This window comes from Enterococcus sp. AZ040, assembly GCF_050499185.1.
In the GTDB taxonomy this organism is placed as follows: Bacteria; Bacillota; Bacilli; order Lactobacillales; family Enterococcaceae; genus Enterococcus_D; species Enterococcus_D entomosocium.
This window is the reverse complement of record NZ_JBMHEW010000001.1, coordinates 2749823-2768212: the sequence shown is the minus strand read 5'-3', so window position 1 is coordinate 2768212 and position 18390 is coordinate 2749823. Positions and strand designations below refer to the sequence as shown.

General features: G+C 44.3%; 19 protein-coding genes. 11 read left to right on the top strand and 8 right to left on the bottom strand.

Translation table 11 applies throughout. The features are described from left to right. Positions 1-119: 119 nt before the first annotated feature. Positions 120-437, bottom strand: coding sequence for an RNHCP domain-containing protein (locus IGK63_RS12700; RefSeq protein ID WP_008380645.1), 318 nt, complete (start codon positions 435-437; stop codon positions 120-122). 514 nt (positions 438-951) lie between these two features. Here IGK63_RS12700 and IGK63_RS12695 point away from each other — a divergent pair. After that, the gene (locus IGK63_RS12695; protein WP_086316521.1) at positions 952-1269 is read left to right on the top strand and encodes a hypothetical protein; all 318 of its coding nucleotides are present in this window, start codon (positions 952-954) and stop codon (positions 1267-1269) included. Positions 1270-1376: 107 nt separating this feature from the next. On the opposite strand, the gene IGK63_RS12690 is transcribed toward IGK63_RS12695, so the two are convergent. Continuing rightward, a complete protein-coding gene (locus tag IGK63_RS12690; protein ID WP_176273425.1) occupies positions 1377-2168 on the bottom strand; it encodes an L-threonylcarbamoyladenylate synthase in 792 nt (263 codons plus the stop codon). Between the two features lie 325 nt (positions 2169-2493). Here IGK63_RS12690 and IGK63_RS12685 point away from each other — a divergent pair, with 325 nt between their 5' ends. Together IGK63_RS12685 and IGK63_RS12680 are read left to right on the top strand one after the other, a co-directional pair. Then, entirely contained in the window at positions 2494-3414 is a 921-nt protein-coding gene (locus tag IGK63_RS12685) for a cation transporter (protein WP_429972518.1), read from the top strand. Positions 3415-3472: 58 nt separating this feature from the next. Further along, positions 3473-4309 (top strand): YitT family protein, encoded by an 837-nt coding sequence (locus IGK63_RS12680; protein ID WP_005234105.1) that lies wholly within the window; start codon positions 3473-3475, stop codon positions 4307-4309. 97 nt (positions 4310-4406) lie between these two features. On the opposite strand, the gene IGK63_RS12675 is transcribed toward IGK63_RS12680, so the two are convergent. After that, entirely contained in the window at positions 4407-5075 is a 669-nt protein-coding gene (locus tag IGK63_RS12675) for a GntR family transcriptional regulator (RefSeq protein WP_005234106.1), read from the bottom strand. 188 nt (positions 5076-5263) lie between these two features. On the opposite strand from IGK63_RS12675, the gene IGK63_RS12670 reads away from it, so the two are divergent. From IGK63_RS12670 to IGK63_RS12650, 5 genes are all read left to right on the top strand, one after another. Continuing rightward, complete coding sequence (locus IGK63_RS12670) at positions 5264-6859, top strand: mannitol dehydrogenase family protein (protein WP_086316519.1); 1596 nt, start codon at positions 5264-5266, stop codon at positions 6857-6859. Positions 6860-6862: 3 nt separating this feature from the next. Beyond that, a complete protein-coding gene (uxuA, locus tag IGK63_RS12665) occupies positions 6863-7939 on the top strand; it encodes a mannonate dehydratase (protein ID WP_061053189.1) in 1077 nt (358 codons plus the stop codon). 16 nt (positions 7940-7955) lie between these two features. Next, on the top strand, positions 7956-9344 hold the full coding sequence (uxaC, locus tag IGK63_RS12660; protein ID WP_275626533.1) for a glucuronate isomerase: 1389 nt from the start codon (positions 7956-7958) through the stop codon (positions 9342-9344). A gap of 139 nt (positions 9345-9483) precedes the next feature. Then, entirely contained in the window at positions 9484-9810 is a 327-nt protein-coding gene (locus tag IGK63_RS12655; protein WP_008380664.1) for an MGMT family protein, read from the top strand. Beyond that, on the top strand, positions 9807-10514 hold the full coding sequence (locus IGK63_RS12650; RefSeq protein WP_275626534.1) for a GntR family transcriptional regulator: 708 nt from the start codon (positions 9807-9809) through the stop codon (positions 10512-10514). Before IGK63_RS12655 ends, IGK63_RS12650 begins: the two co-directional genes overlap by 4 nt. A gap of 94 nt (positions 10515-10608) precedes the next feature. Here the strand turns inward: IGK63_RS12650 and IGK63_RS12645 are convergent, their stop codons facing one another. Beyond that, on the bottom strand, positions 10609-11808 hold the full coding sequence (locus IGK63_RS12645) for an enolase C-terminal domain-like protein (protein WP_005234111.1): 1200 nt from the start codon (positions 11806-11808) through the stop codon (positions 10609-10611). A gap of 290 nt (positions 11809-12098) precedes the next feature. Between IGK63_RS12645 and IGK63_RS12640 the strand changes: the two genes are divergently transcribed. Then, entirely contained in the window at positions 12099-13928 is a 1830-nt protein-coding gene (locus tag IGK63_RS12640; RefSeq protein WP_061053186.1) for a glucose PTS transporter subunit IIA, read from the top strand. Between the two features lie 52 nt (positions 13929-13980). Here IGK63_RS12640 and IGK63_RS12635 read toward each other — a convergent pair whose 3' ends face one another. The 3 genes from IGK63_RS12635 to IGK63_RS12625 form a co-directional block, all read right to left on the bottom strand. Next, entirely contained in the window at positions 13981-14751 is a 771-nt protein-coding gene (locus IGK63_RS12635) for an ABC transporter permease (RefSeq protein ID WP_005228499.1), read from the bottom strand. Then, positions 14744-15679: an ABC transporter ATP-binding protein gene (locus IGK63_RS12630; RefSeq protein WP_005234114.1), complete on the bottom strand. Its 936-nt coding sequence runs from the start codon at positions 15677-15679 to the stop codon at positions 14744-14746. The genes IGK63_RS12635 and IGK63_RS12630 overlap by 8 nt, the downstream gene beginning before the upstream one ends. Before the next feature lie 176 nt (positions 15680-15855). Next, complete coding sequence (locus IGK63_RS12625; RefSeq protein WP_005234115.1) at positions 15856-16104, bottom strand: helix-turn-helix domain-containing protein; 249 nt, start codon at positions 16102-16104, stop codon at positions 15856-15858. 193 nt (positions 16105-16297) lie between these two features. Here IGK63_RS12625 and IGK63_RS12620 point away from each other — a divergent pair, with 193 nt between their 5' ends. Then, complete coding sequence (locus tag IGK63_RS12620; protein ID WP_005228502.1) at positions 16298-16561, top strand: hypothetical protein; 264 nt, start codon at positions 16298-16300, stop codon at positions 16559-16561. A 13-nt stretch (positions 16562-16574) separates the two neighbouring features. Further along, positions 16575-17492 carry a LacI family DNA-binding transcriptional regulator gene (locus tag IGK63_RS12615; protein WP_016612730.1) on the top strand — a complete coding sequence of 306 codons (918 nt, stop codon included), beginning with the start codon at positions 16575-16577 and terminating at the stop codon, positions 17490-17492. Between the two features lie 60 nt (positions 17493-17552). Here the strand turns inward: IGK63_RS12615 and IGK63_RS12610 are convergent, their stop codons facing one another. Next, the gene (locus tag IGK63_RS12610) at positions 17553-18326 is read right to left on the bottom strand and encodes a MerR family transcriptional regulator (protein WP_016612729.1); all 774 of its coding nucleotides are present in this window, start codon (positions 18324-18326) and stop codon (positions 17553-17555) included. Between the last annotated feature and the right edge of the window lie 64 nt (positions 18327-18390).

Genomic DNA, 18390 nt, shown 5'->3' with positions numbered 1-18390 from the left:
TTTAGGTTAAAGTAAGCACTTCTTATGACGACAATGTCTATGAGCAGTTAGTGGTATAAGGGGGCCGTTGTTCTGATTACCAAAAAAGACCAGCCTGAAGCATGGTCTTCTTTGGCTGTTTAGTGATACGCAGCGGTTTGAGCCAACCACTCAATAAAATGGTCAGGCTGTTGCGTATCCTGTGCCACGATATTCCACTGCTGGTTTTTGCAGCGAGTGCATTGATGCAGCAGCTGATAGCCTTTTTTGGAATGTTGGCGATAATCGATGGGTCGCATCAGGCCATGGCAAGTATTTTGACGATCACCCGGGCGAATATCCACGTGTAACGAGTAGAGACACTGGGGACAATGGTTGCGGTAAGAACCATTGGTCAAGGGTGCCACAGGCGTACTGCAGTTTTTACAAACAAAGGTCGTATTTTCACCTTTTCTCATTTTGCTTTCCTCCAAAAGAATGATTTCTTTTGAGAGAAAAGGGTTCCGTTCGTTCTTCATCAGGCTTCTTTGGCTAGGGACACATTCACCGTCCGTAACGATTACTTCTGCTTCCAGCTTCATGCGATTTCGCAATCCGTACCACGCTTAGTTTTTTCGTTTTGTGCTAAGCACTGTGTTGCGGCAGCCCACAACCCAGCAGTAAGTGTAGTCCAAAGTCACTGTCATTGGCGTCGTCCCCTAGAAAGCAATTGAGGAATGCTTTTTCATAGAGTCCCTCCTATGTGTTTATGAGGGGATTATAGCAGAAATAGAGTTGGAATTCTATGACAGAGAAAATCCGATCGTAATTTACCTCCTTTTTTATCTTTAAAAACAACAAAATGTAGATTATAATGCTGTTTTATGACAAAATGTTCGTATGTAGGTTTCTCTCAATTTTATTTTGGTCACTGAAGAAGAGACACGGAATCACAAAATGGAGGAAGGATGACCTAACGAAAGGAGAACAAAAATGTTTGGTACGAACAAGAAATCTGAAAATTCGAATGGCACACAAGGCAAGAAACGAAAAAAGCGTTTGACTGTAGAAGACCTGATCAACCAGTATATTGTAGAAAAAGAGGTTCATGAATTGAGTGAAGGTCTGTCTGTTCAGATTTTTAATGACTTAGCTGCTCACCGCGGACTGTTCATGGAGATCCCCAAACTCAGTTACAAAGACCTTGGAGCAGCTATCCAAATCGATCAAAACTGGATTAAAATCAAGCAACAAGATACGATCATCAAACAACAGGCACAGATCATTCAGCTTTTGAAAGAAACACGATAGAAGAAAAGTATTTTTTTCTATTGAAAAACCGAAGAACGAGCTGAGCGTTTTTCCTTGAAAAGGAGGGCCGTTAGCTGGTTCTTCGGTTCTTTGTTGACGATGAAAGATTAATAATACTCCCCGTGGCGATAGTCCCATGAGTTGAAGTGATCAGAAAGGTACATTTGGATTTTTTCAACATCGAGTCCTTTACGGATCAAGACAGGTGCTGGCGTGATGGAGCGTTGGTCTCCTTGCTCTGGAATCAAGTTGCCGTCTTGGTCAACGAAAGAAACCATGACTCCTTGCTCATAGCGGGTTTCCAGCGTTTTGTCTGGTTGGATCGATGCAACATAGTCGTTGCCTTCGATGATCAGATCGGCTTCTTGCGCGATTTGTTCGCCGATCCCTTCAACAAGTCCGCGATTTCCTTTGCCTGAAGGGTTCGCTGAGCTGGCGAAAAGCAATTTCTTTTTTTGATCCCAAAGTTCTTTTGAGATCTGCTCACCAGGGACACCGAATTTGATCACGAAACAGCTGGTTCCCCGAACGTCCGTCATCAATTCTTCTGAACCATCTTTTGGGATATAGGCTTTTCCTGATTCTTTCCAAGGCAAAATCGCACCGAATAACACGTCATTGTTCCAACACGTTTCATAAACGGCGGCGGTTTCCGCATTTAATTCGGCTAATTCATGTAGCTGCTCCAATGAGCTGCAAAGAACGACGCCTGGTTTGTTACGCTTGCGATTCTTTGCTGAAAACTTGCGTTCCAGCCCTTTTTTATCAGAGACGGCAATGATATAGCCGACTTTGGTTGGGCAGACGATCACTTTGCCTTCTTCATTCAAATAGTTGATCGCTCGTTGGTTTGGTTCTCCTGTCCATGGGACTTGTTTTGCTTCATTCACTCTCTTCATCCTCCCTGTCTTCCAATGAATCGCCGTTATGAAAAATATAACGGAATATTCTGAAAATTCTGATTGAATATGGTTACCCTTGATGATAAGGGAATCAATCCGCGTAGTCAAGGGGATTTACACCAGAATGTAAAAAGAGTGGAATAGAAAGATCGAATATGCATCACTAGAGAATAGAGTGAATGATTGACAGCAATACTATTTTTTTCCGCTTTGTATGAAAAAATTGACTGTTTTTTATGTTATTTATATGGGAAGATAGGCTTATAGATAGAAGAATGCAATAAAATTGATAGTTTTTTTGAAAAAAAGAAAGAGGAGTATCATGAGTGAAAAGAAAAAAATACGCAATCTTTTGTTGGCATCGATTGTCGCTGGGAGTATTTATGGCGGCGGTGCCTTGCTTTTTGGGTTACTGGTCAGTTATAACGTCCTCTTGTTAGATGGTGTTTATACATTGATTGGTGCAGTGATGTCACTGATTGCTTTGTATGTGGCAAAATATATCCAAGCCCAAGACTTTGATCGTTTCCCATTCGGCAAAGAAGCGTTGATGCCGTTGGTTGTTTTTATTCAATATAGTATCATCTTGCTGATCTCAATTTATGGAGTCATTGAATCTGCTTTTAGTTTATTACACGTCAGTGATGGCATGATTGATCCAATCGGTTTGTATTTCTCGCTGATTGGTACGATCTACTGTTTCTCTTTTTACTTGTACTTAAAAAAGAAACCACTGACTCATCCCTTTTACTGGGTAGAACTAGAACAATGGCGTTTCGGCTTTTTCTTTAGTCTGGGTGTCGTCGGTTCATTTCTTGTGTCATGGCTGATTCAAGCCAGTCCCTATGGAAATTTCGCGATGTATGTCGACCCAATCATCTCCATCGGGATCACCTTGTTCTTTATTCAGCTTTCGATTAAAGAGTTGAAAGCGGCCATTCTGGAATTGACTTCTTCAACTCCGAAAGAAGAACTACGAGAGTCCATCATGACGATCGTTGAAAAAGAACTGCGCGCAGAAGAAGTGGTGGACTTTGTGTTACGTACCGCCAAAGTCGGCAATCAAGTCATTGTGGAATTAGATGTGGTGATTTTACCTGCAACACCTCTCGATACAGTTGGGCGGCAAGATCCCTTGCGAGAACGATTGAATCAAGCAATCAGCCAACAGATTTCCGGTTATTCCCTCTGGCTAAACATAAATTTTGTCGGTGACATCAAATGGGCGTATAGTGAGGAGTAAGAATGGCTGCAAAGCGGCTTGAATAAACCGTGAAAATGACAGAGAAAAGAGGAAACAAATGACAATTCTGAAAACCTATGGAAAAATCACCGCAGCACTTTTCTTGTTAGCGGCAAGCATCAATTTATTTTTAGGCCCGCATCATGTGGCAGCTGGCGGTGTCAGCGGAATCGGTATTTTATTAGAGTCAGCCCTCGGTTGGGATCGAGCGGCTGTGATCATGGTCTTGAATATTCTCATGCTTATTCTTGCCTATGCCTTTTTAGGGAAGGGGCCTTTTTTGAAAGTCCTCTATGGTAGTTTTGCTTTTCCAGTAGCAATTGCTTTAGTCCCAGAATATATGGTGGCTGAAGATCGGCTGCTTTCCGTGATATTTGGCAGTGCGATTTTTGCTTTAGGAGTAGCGATTTTGTACAAAAATCAATCTTCTAGCGGTGGCACAACGATTCCACCGCTGATTTTCAAGAAATACTTTAATTTGAATCCAGCGATTGGCTTGCTGGCGACCGATGCGATCGTGGTCTCCATGAACTTGTTCGTTTTCGGGTTTGAAGAGTTCTTGTTTGCGATATTATCGATCGTGATCACCTCTGGTGTGATGACCTACATTGAAACGGGCTTTAACCGGAAGAAATCCATCATGATCTTAAGTGAGAACCACGTGAACGAGATTCGAGAAGCAGTCTTTGATAAAACAGCTCGTGGTGCCACACTATTGGCTGCCCAAGGCGGCTACCAGCAAGCAGACAAACAAGTACTGTTGATCGTGGCCAGCGACCAAGAATTTATGCAGATCAGACAAATCATTGAGACCATTGACCCAAAAGCGTTTGTGATCGTCAATAATGTCTCAGAAGTACTGGGCCAAGGCTTTAGTTATCACCCAATCGAATGAGCGTATTCTCGCTTGTTCAGCGTATGAAACCACTCTCGTCAAGTAGGCAATCTACTCGACGAGGGTGGTTTTTAAGGTCCATGATTTTCAAATAGCTTTACTCCGTAAAGTAATCGGGAAAGGCCTTTTCCACAAAAATCAAATCGTTATCAATGACATCAATGTGTTGTCCGACCAAGGGAGCAATTTTGGCTTGGTCTTTTTCTTTTAAAGTGGCTAAGATTTCTTCGTGATCCCGCAAAATAATTTCCCAAGACAATTCCTCCACCTCTAAACGTAAGAAGCGGAAGCGATTTAAAGGCAGATTGATCGTTTGTAGCCAATTCCAGACATTTTCTTTGTCGGCGATTTTATAAATCAACTGATGGAAGGCCTCGTCGAGTTGGAAAAACTCGATTTCATCCTTCAATTGGGCATAGGTCCGCTGCAAAATAACGAGTTTTTCTAGTTCTTTCAGCTGCTCTTCTGTAATGGCTTGGCAGGCCGCTACGAATACTTCTTTTTCAAGCGTCTCTCTGACAAAACGAGCTTCTTCAATTTGTTTGATACTGATTTTAGAAATATAGGTGCCGCTTTGGGGAACGACATGGATCAGTGCTTCACGGCGCAGACGAATAATTGCTTCACGGATCGGCGTCCTGCCAATGGTTAGCCGTTGCTCCAATTCCTTTTCAGATATTTTTTGACCGGGAATCAGTTTGGCGGTTAAAATCAACTCTTTGATTGATTCATAAGCTTGTGATTGAAAATTTGTAGGGTTCAACATAAACGCTTCTTTCTGTATCAGGCATTCAATTACCTTCTAAAGAAAAACTCTGAAGGAAGGTGCCTAGGGATAGTTTTGAGTAATAAAACTAGTATATAAGTTGAATAACCTTTTGTAAAGGCTTGCAATTCAGTATAGAATGAACTAGAATACTAATATATCAGTTTTAAGAAAAAGGAGGAAGTAGGATGTTTGATTTTGCTGCCTTGAAGCAGGCAGGAGTTACGATGCCGATCGTTCCCAAAGAAGTGACGGATCAATCAGATACTCAGTTTCAATGGTTACACTTTGGTGGGGGAAATTTGTATCGGGCATTTCACGCAGAAGTAGCCCAAACGTTGATCGATCAACAAGCGCTGACAAAAGGAATCGTAGTTTGTGAAACCTTTGATGAACAGGTGATTGATCAAGTATATGCCCCTTACGAGAATGATATTTTAGAAGTGGTCATGCATGAAGGGGGACGGTTGGAGAAAAAATTGCTCCAGTCAACGGCGGCTAGTTATTATTGCCATCCTTCCCGTGCTGCGAGTTATGAGCAAATACGCAAAGTATTTCAGGAGCCGTCACTACAGTTGGTTACCGTAACGATCACAGAAAAAGGCTATGGCTTAAAAGACAGTCAGGGGAAATTTTTACCTGTCGTACAAGCGGATCTCGCTGCGGGTCCCCATCAGGTCAACCATACAATGAGCATTTTGGCTAGCTTTTTATGGGATCGTTTTCAATCAGGGGCACTTCCGATCGCTATGGTTTCCACCGATAATTTTTCGCAAAATGGGCTCCGTTTCCAAACGGCGATTGTCACCATTGCAAAAGAATGGCAAAAGCTGGGGCATGTTTCAGAAGCGTTTGTCCGATACTTAGAAAACAACGCGCAGGTGACGTTTCCGTGGTCAATGATCGATCGGATCACGCCAAATCCTTCAACAGCAGTTGCAGAAGAATTAGCAGCAGCTGGGATCGAGCAGCTGCCAGTCATCCGTACCGATAAAGGAACGAATATCGCTCCGTTTGCTAACACAGAGACGACTCATTACCTGGTGATTGAAGATGATTTTCCAAATGGTCGCCCGAATTTGGATAAAGCGGGGGTGATCTTGACGAGTCGAGAGATCGTCGACAAAACCGATAGTATGAAAGTCACAACTTGTTTGAATCCACTGCATACCGCAATGAGTTTGTTCGGCTGTTTACTCGGTTATACATCTATTGCTGCGGAAATGACCGATCCAGATATTGTTGCTTTGATCAAAGGAATCGGCTATCGTGAAGGCTTGCCGGTAGTGGAAGATCCTGAGATCATTCAGCCAAAGAAATTTATCGATGAGGTGGTGGGCCTTCGTTTACCCAATCCCCTGATTCCTGACACTCCACAGCGGATCGCCGCAGATACCTCACAGAAAATCGCCATCCGTTTTGGCGAAACCATCAAAAAGTATGTGAAGAAAGAAGGCTCGGCTTCTGAGCTGACTTTCATTCCCTTAGCGATTGCAGGCTGGTTGCGTTATCTATTAGCGATCGATGATGAAGGCCATCCATTTGGCCCAAGTCCTGATCCCCTCTTAGCAGAATTACAAGAGATTTTACGTGAGTGTCAGTTAGGGACAGCCGCCGATGTTCAAGGGATCATTCGACCAATCTTAGCAAATCCGCAGATTTTTGGTTTGGATCTCTATCAAGCAGGAATCACTGAAAAGGTGGGTCACTTGTTCGCTAAGATGCTGGCAGGAACCGGCGCAGTCCGTAAAACATTACATGAAACAGTAGAAGGGATCGAATAAAAAATGGAAATGACATTTCGTTGGTATGGAAAAGACTACGATAAAATCAAGTTAGCAGATATCCGTCAAATTCCTGGAATGAAAGGCATCGTCGGCACACTCTTTGATTTGCCTGCTGGGGCAGTTTGGCCGAAAGAACGGATCAAGGCGCTCGTGGAAGAAGTCGAAGCAGTTGGCCTTTCCCTGAAGGTGATCGAAAGCGTCAATATTCATGATGACATCAAGATTGGCTTGCCTTCGAGAGACCTGTATATCGAAAACTACAAAAAAACGATTCGTAATTTGGCAGCATATGGGATCGAAGTGATCTGCTATAATTTTATGCCGATTTTCGATTGGATCAAAACGGATCTCGATTATCGCTTAGCCGACGGTTCTTCTACGATGGCATTTGAAAAAGCAGGGATTGACAAAGACCCAGAAGAGATCGTCAAAGAAGTTGAGGAGTCAAGCTCTGGCTATACCTTGCCAGGCTGGGAACCAGAACGTTTGGCACATGTCAAAGAATTGTTTGCTGCGTATAAGGATGTCGATGATGACAAATTAAGAGAAAACTTTGCTTACTTCCTAAAAGCCATTATTCCCACCTGTGAAGAGGTCGGCATCAAGATGGCTGTTCATCCAGATGATCCTCCCTATTCGATTTTTGGTCTGCCGCGTATCGTTAAAAACCGCGATGATTTGGATTGGGTCTGCAACGTGGTCGACAGTCCGTCAAATGGTATCACACTTTGTACTGGCAGTATCGCCGAAGACCCAGCCAATAATGTCTATGAGATTTTGGCTGAGTTTTGTCGCCGGGATCGGATTCCTTTTGCCCATGTTCGTAACATTCAATACTTGGGCAATGACAAAGACTTTTATGAAGCACCGCATCTCTCCTCTGAAGGCTCATTAGACATGTATCAGATCCTAGAAGCGATGTACAAAAATGGCTTTGACGGCTACATTCGACCAGATCATGGGCGAATGATCTGGGGAGAAACGGGACGTCCAGGCTATGGCTTGTATGATCGGGCGATCGGCGCTTCCTACTTATTAGGGTTGTGGGAAGCCATCGACAAGAGCGTGGGGCGTTAAGAAAAGGAGCGAAGAAATGTTTTTAACTGACGATTTTATTTTGAAAAACAGCTTTGCCAAACAGTTGTACCATGAGTATGCAAAAAAGCAGCCGATCATTGATTACCATTGCCATTTAGAGCCGAAAGAGATTTTCGAAAACCAAAACTTCACCAATCTCACCCAAGCGTGGCTGGCGGGGGACCATTACAAATGGCGCTTGATGCGTGCCAATGGTGTTGCAGAATCTTTGATCACTGGCGATGCTGACGACTACGAAAAATTCTGTGCTTGGGCGCAGACCTTGGAGGCTTGCATTGGCAATCCATTATATGTCTGGACCAATTTGGAATTGAAGCGAATCTTTGGTATTGATGAGCGATTGACACCAGCCAATGCAGCAAGCATTTGGGAAAAAGCCAATCAACAGCTGCAAACGAAGGAATTTTCACCACGAGGGCTGATCAAAAAGATGGCTGTTGAGGTGATCTGTACGACGGATGATCCCATTGATTCGTTGACGTATCATCAAAAGCTGGCAGAAGAATCCTTTGACGTGTATCCTACCTTTCGTCCTGACAAAGCAATCAATCTGCAGAATCCAGAATTTCCAGCGTACCTTAAGCAATTGGCTGCAGCTGCGAGCAAAGAAATCACTAGCTATCAAACGCTGGTTGAAGCATTGACAGTGCGTATTTCCTACTTCCAGCAACAAGGTTGTCGTTTAGCAGATCACAGTCTGTCACGTCTTGGAGAGGAAGCTTATGATGGCGCTGCACTTGAAGCGATTTTTCAAAAGCGTTTGACCACTGAGACACTGACTAATGAAGAAATCAGACAGTTTCAAACCGGCTTGCTGATTGACTTGATGCGCCAATATGCGAAACAAGGCTGGACCGCGCAATTGCATCTGATGGCGACTCGCAACAACAGTCAAAAACTTTTCCAACAACTAGGACCTGATAGCGGCGGTGATGCGATGGGGGACGATCGTCTAGCGAGCGGCTTGAGTCGGACATTGGCGCAGCTTCAGGCGGAAAGCTTATTGCCGAAGACGATTTTGTATTCACTGAACCCCAAAGATTATCCAGTGTTGACTGCGCTGATGGGGGCGTTCCAAGAAGAGAGCAAAGGCAAGCTGCAATTAGGCTCTGCTTGGTGGTTCAATGATACGTATTCTGGTATGCGATATCAGTTGACGACCCTAGCAGAAGGCGGGATTCTTGGAAACTTCGTCGGCATGCTGACGGATTCTCGCAGCTTTTTGTCTTATCCACGCCACGAGTATTTCCGGCGGATTTTGTGTCAGGTGATCAGTGAATGGGTAGAAGACGGACAACTACCAGCAGATGAAATATATTTAGGGCAGATCGTCGCAGATATCTCTTATCACAATGCGAAAACCTACTTTGATTTTCCAAACTAATGACTACTCGATTCGTTCTTGGCTTGCTAGAGAAGGAATCGAGTGTTTGTATGGCTATTGCTAAAGTTGCGTCAGTTCATTTACTATTGGCAGGGAATCCAGTACTATGATAGAAAGAATCAAAGAAGGAGCGAGTAGTATGAATCCATTCTATGAAGAAGTCTATGCGCTGGCGCGGCAGATCCCTTTTGGTAAAGTCGTCTCCTATAGTCAGATTGCGTGGAAATTGGGACAAATCAACGGCGCGCGAGCAGTCGGTCGAGCGATGCGCTTGAGCCCTCAGGATGTCCCTGCCCATCGAGTCGTGCGGGCAGATGGCGTCTTAGTTGGTCCCACCGCCAATGTGCGAAAAGCAGCACTCGTCGATGAAGGGGTGGTCTTCAAAGCCAGTGGTCGTATCGATATGAAGGCTTGCAGTTGGTCCATGAGCGAGATCGCTCCCGCTCAAATGAAGGAGCCATTATGAAAAAACGTGAATTTATCGTGCAAGATCTGTTGAGTAAAATCTATCAGGAAGAATTTTCTGCTGGCAAATTACCCAACCAAAGAACCCTTGCGCAAACCTATGGCGTTTCTCGGTTTACGATCCAGCAAGCAATTAAAAACCTTGAAGAGATCGGGATCGTCAAAGTGGTACAAGGTTCAGGGATTTTTATCCATGAAAAATGGGTCAAAAACCCAATGATCTTTAATTCCTTGACCCGCACCCCTTATGACCGCATCCATTCCACAATGATTTCCTTGAATAAGGCGGCAGCAACGTTGGATGAACAGCAGATTTTCCAAATAGGCCCAGAAGAGGAAGTCTGGACCTTTGAACGAGTGCGGATCGTTAATTACAAAATCGAACAGCTGGAAACCTCTAAATTGCCCGTCAGCCTATTTCCCGAATTGACAAAAGAAATCGTGGAGCACTCGATCCAACGCTATGTCGAAAGCTGCGGGTACCGCATTTCCCACTACATCACCAGCTATACCCCCATCACCACATCGACTGCGCAGTCGGGCATTTTATTGTGCAAGCGGGGGACGCCGGCAATGCAGATCAGCAATCGGGCGATTTTAGAAGACGGCCGCGTGTATGAGTTCAGTAATATCGTTGCCATTGATTATGCCGTGACCTACATCCGTCCCTTTGACCGTGAGATCCATCGCTCACGCATCGATTGATTTGGAAAAGCAAATTTGCCAGTTGCGTCTTTTTTATCCAGAAAGAACAAAAGACATCCCCCGTCGGTTGGACAGGGGATGTCTTTTGTTGTGTTTAAGGAGTGATCAATGTGCCGTCTGGTGTACGGCTCTGGGTCCATTCATGAGGACGGTAAACCACGGGAAATTCCGCAGCTGCTGCTTCATCGAACGTGATTCCGATCCCACTTTTCTCGATCGGATAAAAATAGCCGTTTTCTGGTTGCGGACTGCCACCAAAGACCGACTGGGTATTTGCTGGGATCGCAATCGTTTCTTGGATCGCGGCATTGTGCAGATGGATATTTAGATGGGTGTTGACGGCTAAGCCGACAGGGCTGATATCAGACGGCGTGTGCCAAGCGATCCGAATGCCCATCGCATCGCAGAAGTGAGCCAATTTCAATGCTGGCGTGATCCCACCGATTTGTGAGACATGGGCACGCATAAAGTCAATCTGTTGATTTTTGACTAGCTCTTGCCATTCCATCGGATTATTGAACAATTCGCCGGTCGCGATCGGGGTCGCCGACTGGCTGCGGAGTTGCTGCAACCACTTGTTTTGATCCGGCGGCAAAATATCTTCTAGGAAAAAGAGATTAAAAGGTTCAGCGGCTTTTGCAAATTGAATCGCTTGGTTTGGATGCAGCCGTTCATGCACGTCATGCAGCATTTGAAATTGATTGCCGTATCGTTCTTGGATCGCAGCAAACATTTTCAGTGTTGTGTCCATGTAGTCTGTTTGATCAAAATAGGAACCAGCGATGGGCTGATCGGGTGTTTGCAGTTGGCTAGGATTTCCACCATAAAAGCCTAATTGACAACGGATATAGCGATACCCCTCAGCCAAGAAGCGATCGATTTCTTGATAAAGATCTTCTAGATTATCTGCCACGGCATGAGTATAGGCGGGAATCGCCGTACGCGCTTTTCCACCTAACAGTTGATACAATGGCATATCGGCTAATTGTCCCTTGATGTCCCACAAAGCCATGTCAACTCCTGAGATGGCATTGTTGGTGATTGGACCATTCCGCCAGTAAGAATTGACATTCATCACTTGCCAAAGATCTTCGATTTGATTGGCATCGCGGCCAAGTAAGAGGGGGCGTAAATACTCGTCAACGACGGTTTTTACGGCTAGTGGGCGAAACTGGAAGGTTGCGCAGCCTAACCCAGATACGCCTTTGTTCGTTTCTACTTTAACGACAACAAGGTTATGGCGATCAGGTTTGATCGCAAAGGCTTTGACGTCGGTGATGATCGTTGGTGTCATTTCATTCACTCCAATTTTTGTCTCTAGTTGCTATAGCCATTGAAACATGCTTGGCAACCGCTGTCAATTTGGTCTAATAAAAACTAGATATACACCATAAAACCAGTCCAATTTTTTACTGTTTTACAATAAAACGTTGATATATAGCGTTTTTATTCTGTTTTTATCAAAAAAGGACTGGTTTTACAAGTATGTGTGAGCATGCTACTATGTGTGTGAAAACGGAAACACCTGAAAGGGCGCCCGTCAAAAGGATCAGGACCGTTAGCAAACAACAGGGGGAAAAAAAGATGACCAAAGAAGACATCGTAAAACAGATTATTAAAGATGTTGGCGGATCAGAAAATATCAACAATGCATGGCACTGTATGACTCGCTTGCGTTTTGATTTAAAGGATGAGAAAAAAGTCGACTATGCGGCGTTAGAAAAAACACCCAAAGTCGTAGGAACAAAATATCAAAGCAATCAGCTGCAAGTAGTGATAGGAACGGATGTTGCTGATTATTATGCACCTTTAGCCAAAGAATTAGGTCTTGATGAAGCGAACCAAGGGGAAACATCAGAGAAAAAAGGAGCCGTTTCCTTATTTATGGATACCGTTTCTGGCGTTTTTGGTCCGATCGTTCCAGCTATCGCTGGCGCAGGAATGATCAAAGGATTAATGGCTGGACTGGTGGCTTTGAATGTCATCTCTAATCAAACAGACACCTATTTAGTGATCGACATGATCGCGAGCGGCGTATTTACATTCTTGCCATTTTTTGTTGCTGCCTCAGCCGCTCGGATTTTTAAAACCAATCAATATTTAGCGATCGCAATCGCGGCAACGCTGCAATTTCCAACGATGACCAATGCGGTAGCCGAAGGAAGCATTTCCGCCTTTCGTTTGTTCGGCGTACTGCCAGTACCCGTCTTTAACTATGCAGGGACAGTGATTCCCATTATCTTTGCCGTGCTAGCGCTTAGCTATATTTACCGTTGGGTCGATAAACTCTTACCACAAGTGCTGCGTACCGTGTTTACACCGACGATTTCGTTGTTTGTCGCTGGTATCTTGACATTAACGGTCATTGGCCCAATCAGTATCCATCTAGGAAACTTACTGGCTGCTGGCGTGGCTGGGTTATTCACTATCTCGCCTGTCTTAGCAGGAATTGTGGTAGGGGCGATTCGTCCAATCGCAATCTTCACGGGTCTGCATCATGCCATGACCCCGATCGCTTTGCAAAACTTCGCCAATCAAGGGTATGACATGTTGATGCCAATGATGTTTATGGCAAATATGGCAATCACCGGCGCAACAGCAGCTATTTATTTCAAAGTCAAAACCAAAGAAGAAAAATCGATCATTCTATCTTCGGCTGTTTCGGGCTTGTTAGGGATCACAGAACCTGCGTTATTCGGGATTTTGTCGAAGTATAAAAAAGCCTTCATCGCAGCAACAGTTGGTAGTTCTGTGGCGTCTGCCTTCATCAGTTTCTTCGGTGTTCGGATTTATGGGTACATTCTTTCAAGTATCTTTAGTTTGCCAGCCTATATTGGGGAATACTTTATCTATGCTGTTTTAGGGATCATCTTGGCAATCGGCTTATCCTTTGCAATGAGCTGGTTCTTGGTACCAAATCAAGCAGCCGAAGGCGATCGTTACACCAACGAAGTGGATCTGCATGCCGTGACCCATGGAGAATATGTCCCATTAGAAGATGTACCAGATGAAGTTTTTTCAACGAAAATGATGGGAGAAGGCTATGCCATCGAGTCACAAGATGGGCAAATCTTTGCACCGGTCAGTGGCGAAGTCACCACTGTGTTCCCTTCAAAACATGCCGTCGGGATCAAAACCCAAAACGGCGTTGAAGTTCTTGTGCATATGGGGATCGATACAGTTTCACTTGGCGGACAAGGCTTTGATGTCTTTGTCAAAGCTGGGGAGCAAGTCACTCCGCAAACCAAACTGGCACAAATGGATCTACCTTATATCAAGCAGCAAGGCAAAGAAACCATGGTGATCGTTTTGATCACCAACATGGATCGCGTGCAGCAATTTTCTGGAAGTACTGATTTAGAAGGCAGACACCAAGCCGGTGCATTGCTGGAAAAAGTCGTTTTGAATGCCTAATAAAAAAAAAAGATGAGCTTCATTAATGAAGTTCATCTTTTTTTTATTGCAATTAACTACGCAGCCCGCGGCCTTTTTGGATCAAGTACCAGCATACGCTGTATAAGACAACAATGAACAAGACCAAAATACCGATGGATAGGAAAATTGGGACATCGATGGTGCCTAAAAAGCCGTAGCGGAAACCAGAGATCATATACACGATCGGGTTGACTTTGGAGATCGTTTGCCAAATCGGCGGCAGCATGCTGATGGAGTAAAAGACGCCTCCAAGATAGGTCAATGGTTGTAAAACAAAGGTTGGCACGATGGAAACATCGTCAAAGGATTGGGCGAAGATCCCATTTAGCAACCCTGCTAATGAAAATAAGATGGCGGTCATGACTAGGGTTAAGACAACGATGACCCAAGAATACACATGTAATGGCACGAAGAAAAGGGAAATGATGGTCACCAATGTGCCCACCAAGATACTACGGCCAAGTCCGCCAAAGACAAAGCCCCAAATGATGACGTGAGTAGGAACCGGCGCCACTAAGAGTTCCTCAATGTTTTTTTGAAACTTCTGTGAAAAGAAGGAAGAAGACACATTGGAGTAAGAGCTGGTGATCGTCGACATCATGATCAGCCCAGGAACGATAAATTCCATATAAGAAAAGCCGCCCATTTCGCCGATGCGGCTGCCAATCATTTTCCCAAAGATAATGAAGTATAAGGAAGTAGTGATGACGGGTGGGACGAGGGTCTGCACCCAAATCCGTAGATAGCGGTTGGTCTCTTTGACCGCTAAACTTTTTAAGGCTGTAAAATAAAGACTAAACATGGTTTTCCTCCGCTTCGTGTGCTTCTTCGGTGATTTTCAAAAATAGTTCTTCCAAGCGATTGGATTTGTTGCGCATGGAGAGGACATTGATCCCTTGCTGGCTGAATTGAGCAAAAAGATCGTTGACGCCTTGGTCTCGAGCGACTTCAACGGCGATGGTCTGTTCATCTTCCATTTGGATCGGATATCCAGTGATCGTTGGTGCTTGTTTGATCGGTGCGATATCAAAAAGAAAGGTTTCAAATTGCAGTTTTGCCAACAAGGATTTCATGCTGGTGTTTTCGATCAGTTCACCAGATTGAATGATCCCGATGTTGCGGCAAAGCATTTCCGCCTCTTCTAAATAATGGGTCGTCAAAATGATCGTTGTGCCATTTTGGTTCAGCTCCCGCAAAAAGCTCCACATTTCCCGACGCAATTCGATATCGACACCTGCCGTCGGTTCATCCAAAATCAATAGCCGTGGTTCATGCATCAGGGCACGAGCAATCATCAAACGGCGTTTCATCCCGCCCGACAGCATCCGCGCACGAACATTGCGTTTTTCCCACAAATTCGACTGCTTCAAGTATTTTTCGCTGCGCTTGATGGCTTCGTTGCGGGGGACACCATAATACCCAGCTTGATTGACGACGATCTGCTGGACCGTTTCAAAGGGATTGAAATTGAATTCTTGGGGAACCAGACCAATCTGTTGTTTGACTTGGACCAATTCTTTGTCTAAATCGTAGCCGAAGACTTTGACGCTTCCGGAAGATTTATTGACAAGAGAGGTGATAATGCCGATGGTGGTGGACTTTCCAGCGCCGTTTGGGCCTAACAAGGCATAAAAGTCGCCTTCTTCCACCGTCAAATTTATGCCCCGCAACGCTTCAACGCCGGTAGCATAGACTTTGCGTAAATCGGTTAGTTCTAGTGCATAGGTCATGTTTATTTGAACTCCTTCTATGTATGATGGTTTATTCTATCATTTTTTTTCAAGAAGAACCGCATGATTTGATTTTTTTCATTTGATTAGATAACAATTGTTGCTAATCGATGAGAAGTGGGAAAGAGGCAAAAGAAAAAACGACCATTTGATCGTTTTTTCGATAAAGTCGATTGTTAGCATAAATACCGTTCTGGTCGTTCTGTCTGTCCTAGTAAGTAATCGACAGAGACATTATAGAGGGAAGCTGCGTGTAACAGCGTCAATACATCGGGTAAGCGATCGCCTGCTTCGTATAAGGTGTAATCGGGGTAAGACACATCGAGATGCTGGCATACTTCTTTTGGGCTCAATCCGCGTTCTTCTCTTAAAAACTTGAAGCGGCAACGCAAGGTGTCTAATAAAAAAGCTTCTTCTAATGTCACTTTGCGGTCCTCCTTAAAAAATTGCGCTTCCTTTCGCACTGTTCTCTTTTTATTGTACCAACAAAAGCAAAATATGCGAAGTAATTCACATGAAGGTCGAACGGTTTTTGTTAAAAAGTGAAACAAATGACTTGCTCTGAGACGCGTTTCATACAGTATGCTTGATTTATAAAAAGGAAGGCGGGATGAAAAAATGAATACATACATGAAGAAAAATGGTGCGGAATGTTGTTATGTAACGTTGGCTTTTGATGGACAACAACTGGTATTGACGAAGCCAAAAGGGTTCTTTCAAGAACGATTAGTAGAAATTCCTGTGGATGAGATCAGTCACTTGACGTGTGATGAACACTTCGGGTCTCAGCGGATCGGATTTATTCATCACAACGATTACTATGAATTTTATACATGTGGGCTAAGTGTGATAGACTATATGAAAGAACAATTATTCGTTTAAGGAGCAGTGAGTCATGGCAAACATTCGGGATATTGCACGCTTGACCGGCTATTCGGTCTCAACGGTTTCACGAGTCATTAATAACAATCCGTATGTCAGTGAAGAAAAGCGTCGTAAGATCCTGGCTGTCATGAAAGAGGTCAACTATATTCCAAATTACACCGCGCGGGCATTGAGTGTTGGCAAAACCCAAAATATTGGTGTGATTCTGCCATTTGTCAATCATCCGTACTTCGATCGCTTGTTGAGCGGCATCACAACAGCAGCGTTTGCTCGGGGCTATAAGGTTACGCTTTTAGCCACGAACTATGATCCGCAAGTAGAGGAAGCGTATTTGCAAGAATTTGCGGCGAAAAGCTTTGATGCCTTGATCATTGCCTCGCGGGCGAATCCGATCGAAACCTTATTGCCTTATCGTTCTTACGGTCGCATCGTCTTTTGTGAGAATATCTCGTATTTGACTGACGGTTGCACCTATATTGATCGAGAGGAATCGATCAAAGAAGTCTTTACGTATTTTAAGGAACAAGGTATCCAGAAAATTGGCGTGACATTGGGACGTAGCCGCAAGCTCAGCAGCAATTCAAAAATCACGGTCCGTTTGGCTCATGACTATTTTTCGACTTTTTCCGAAGACTTGATCTTTTGGGATTGTTTGACGGAAGAAGATGGCAAAGAAGCAGCTGCTTATTTTGCAGATAAAGGGATCGAAGCGATTTTCACCAATGGGGATCATGTTGCTGCTGGGATCCAGTCACAGGCGCCGGGAGAATGGCTCGTGATTGGACGGGACAATTTATACATCAGTGAGCTGCTACAGCTTTCAACGATCGATCATCACTTGCAAGCTTGCGGGGAGACTGCCGTCCAATTGGCGATAATGGAAAAAAGCGGCAACTATCGCATGTCCTATGAGTTCATCAAACGATAGCATAGACGAAACGATGCGCAAACAGTGCCCCTGAGCGGGCAGTGCTTGCGCATCGTTTTTTTAATGGGATTTGGTGTAATGGTCAATGATCTGTTTCAACAGCTGCGCGCTGCCGACGCCTGCTTTTTGATCGTAATAGGCGGTAAAACGCTCGTCTTGAACGTACATTTCCCCTAAAGATCGGTGATATTCTGCTGAGTAAAAGGGCGCTGCTTGTTTAAGCCATGCTTGATGCGCAGCAAAAGCCATTTGGGCTTTGTCAGAAGGGATTCGTTTCCCTTCCTTTTCAGTCAATAGCTCTTTTAACAGCTGTAATAAGCGGTTTTCGTTGTCGGTCAGTGCTTGATAATTGACTTGGGTCATCTGCTGCCACTTTTGGTTGCTTTTTTCGATGATCTCCTCACCGTAGGTTTCTCGTAACTCGGCACCGTAGTTTGCTTCGTTTTCACGAATTTTTTGTTTCTTAAAATAACTGAATTTCTCTTGATCGGTCATCGTCTTTTCTCCTTCATAATAATCAATTGTTTGCGCTAAGGTGGTCAAAAGACTGTCCAGGGCTGCTCGCTCTTGTAAAAGCTGTTGGTAATGCTGCAACAAGACCGTTTGGATCGATGCTTGCGGCTCATCCAAGATCCCGCGGATCGTTTCTAATGACAGCCCAAAAGACTTAAAATACAAAATCTGCTGTAGGCGATCGACTTCCTGTCTCCCGTAGATACGGTAACCAGCTGAGTTGGTGCGTTGCGGTTGTAACAACTTGATCTGATCATAATACCGCAGGGTACGGCTGCTGACTCCTGACAGTTTGGCTAAGGCACTGATCGTATATTCCATCGGCTTTTCCCTCCTTACACCTGTATCCTAAAGGTTGACGTAACGACAAAGTCAAGAAAATTTT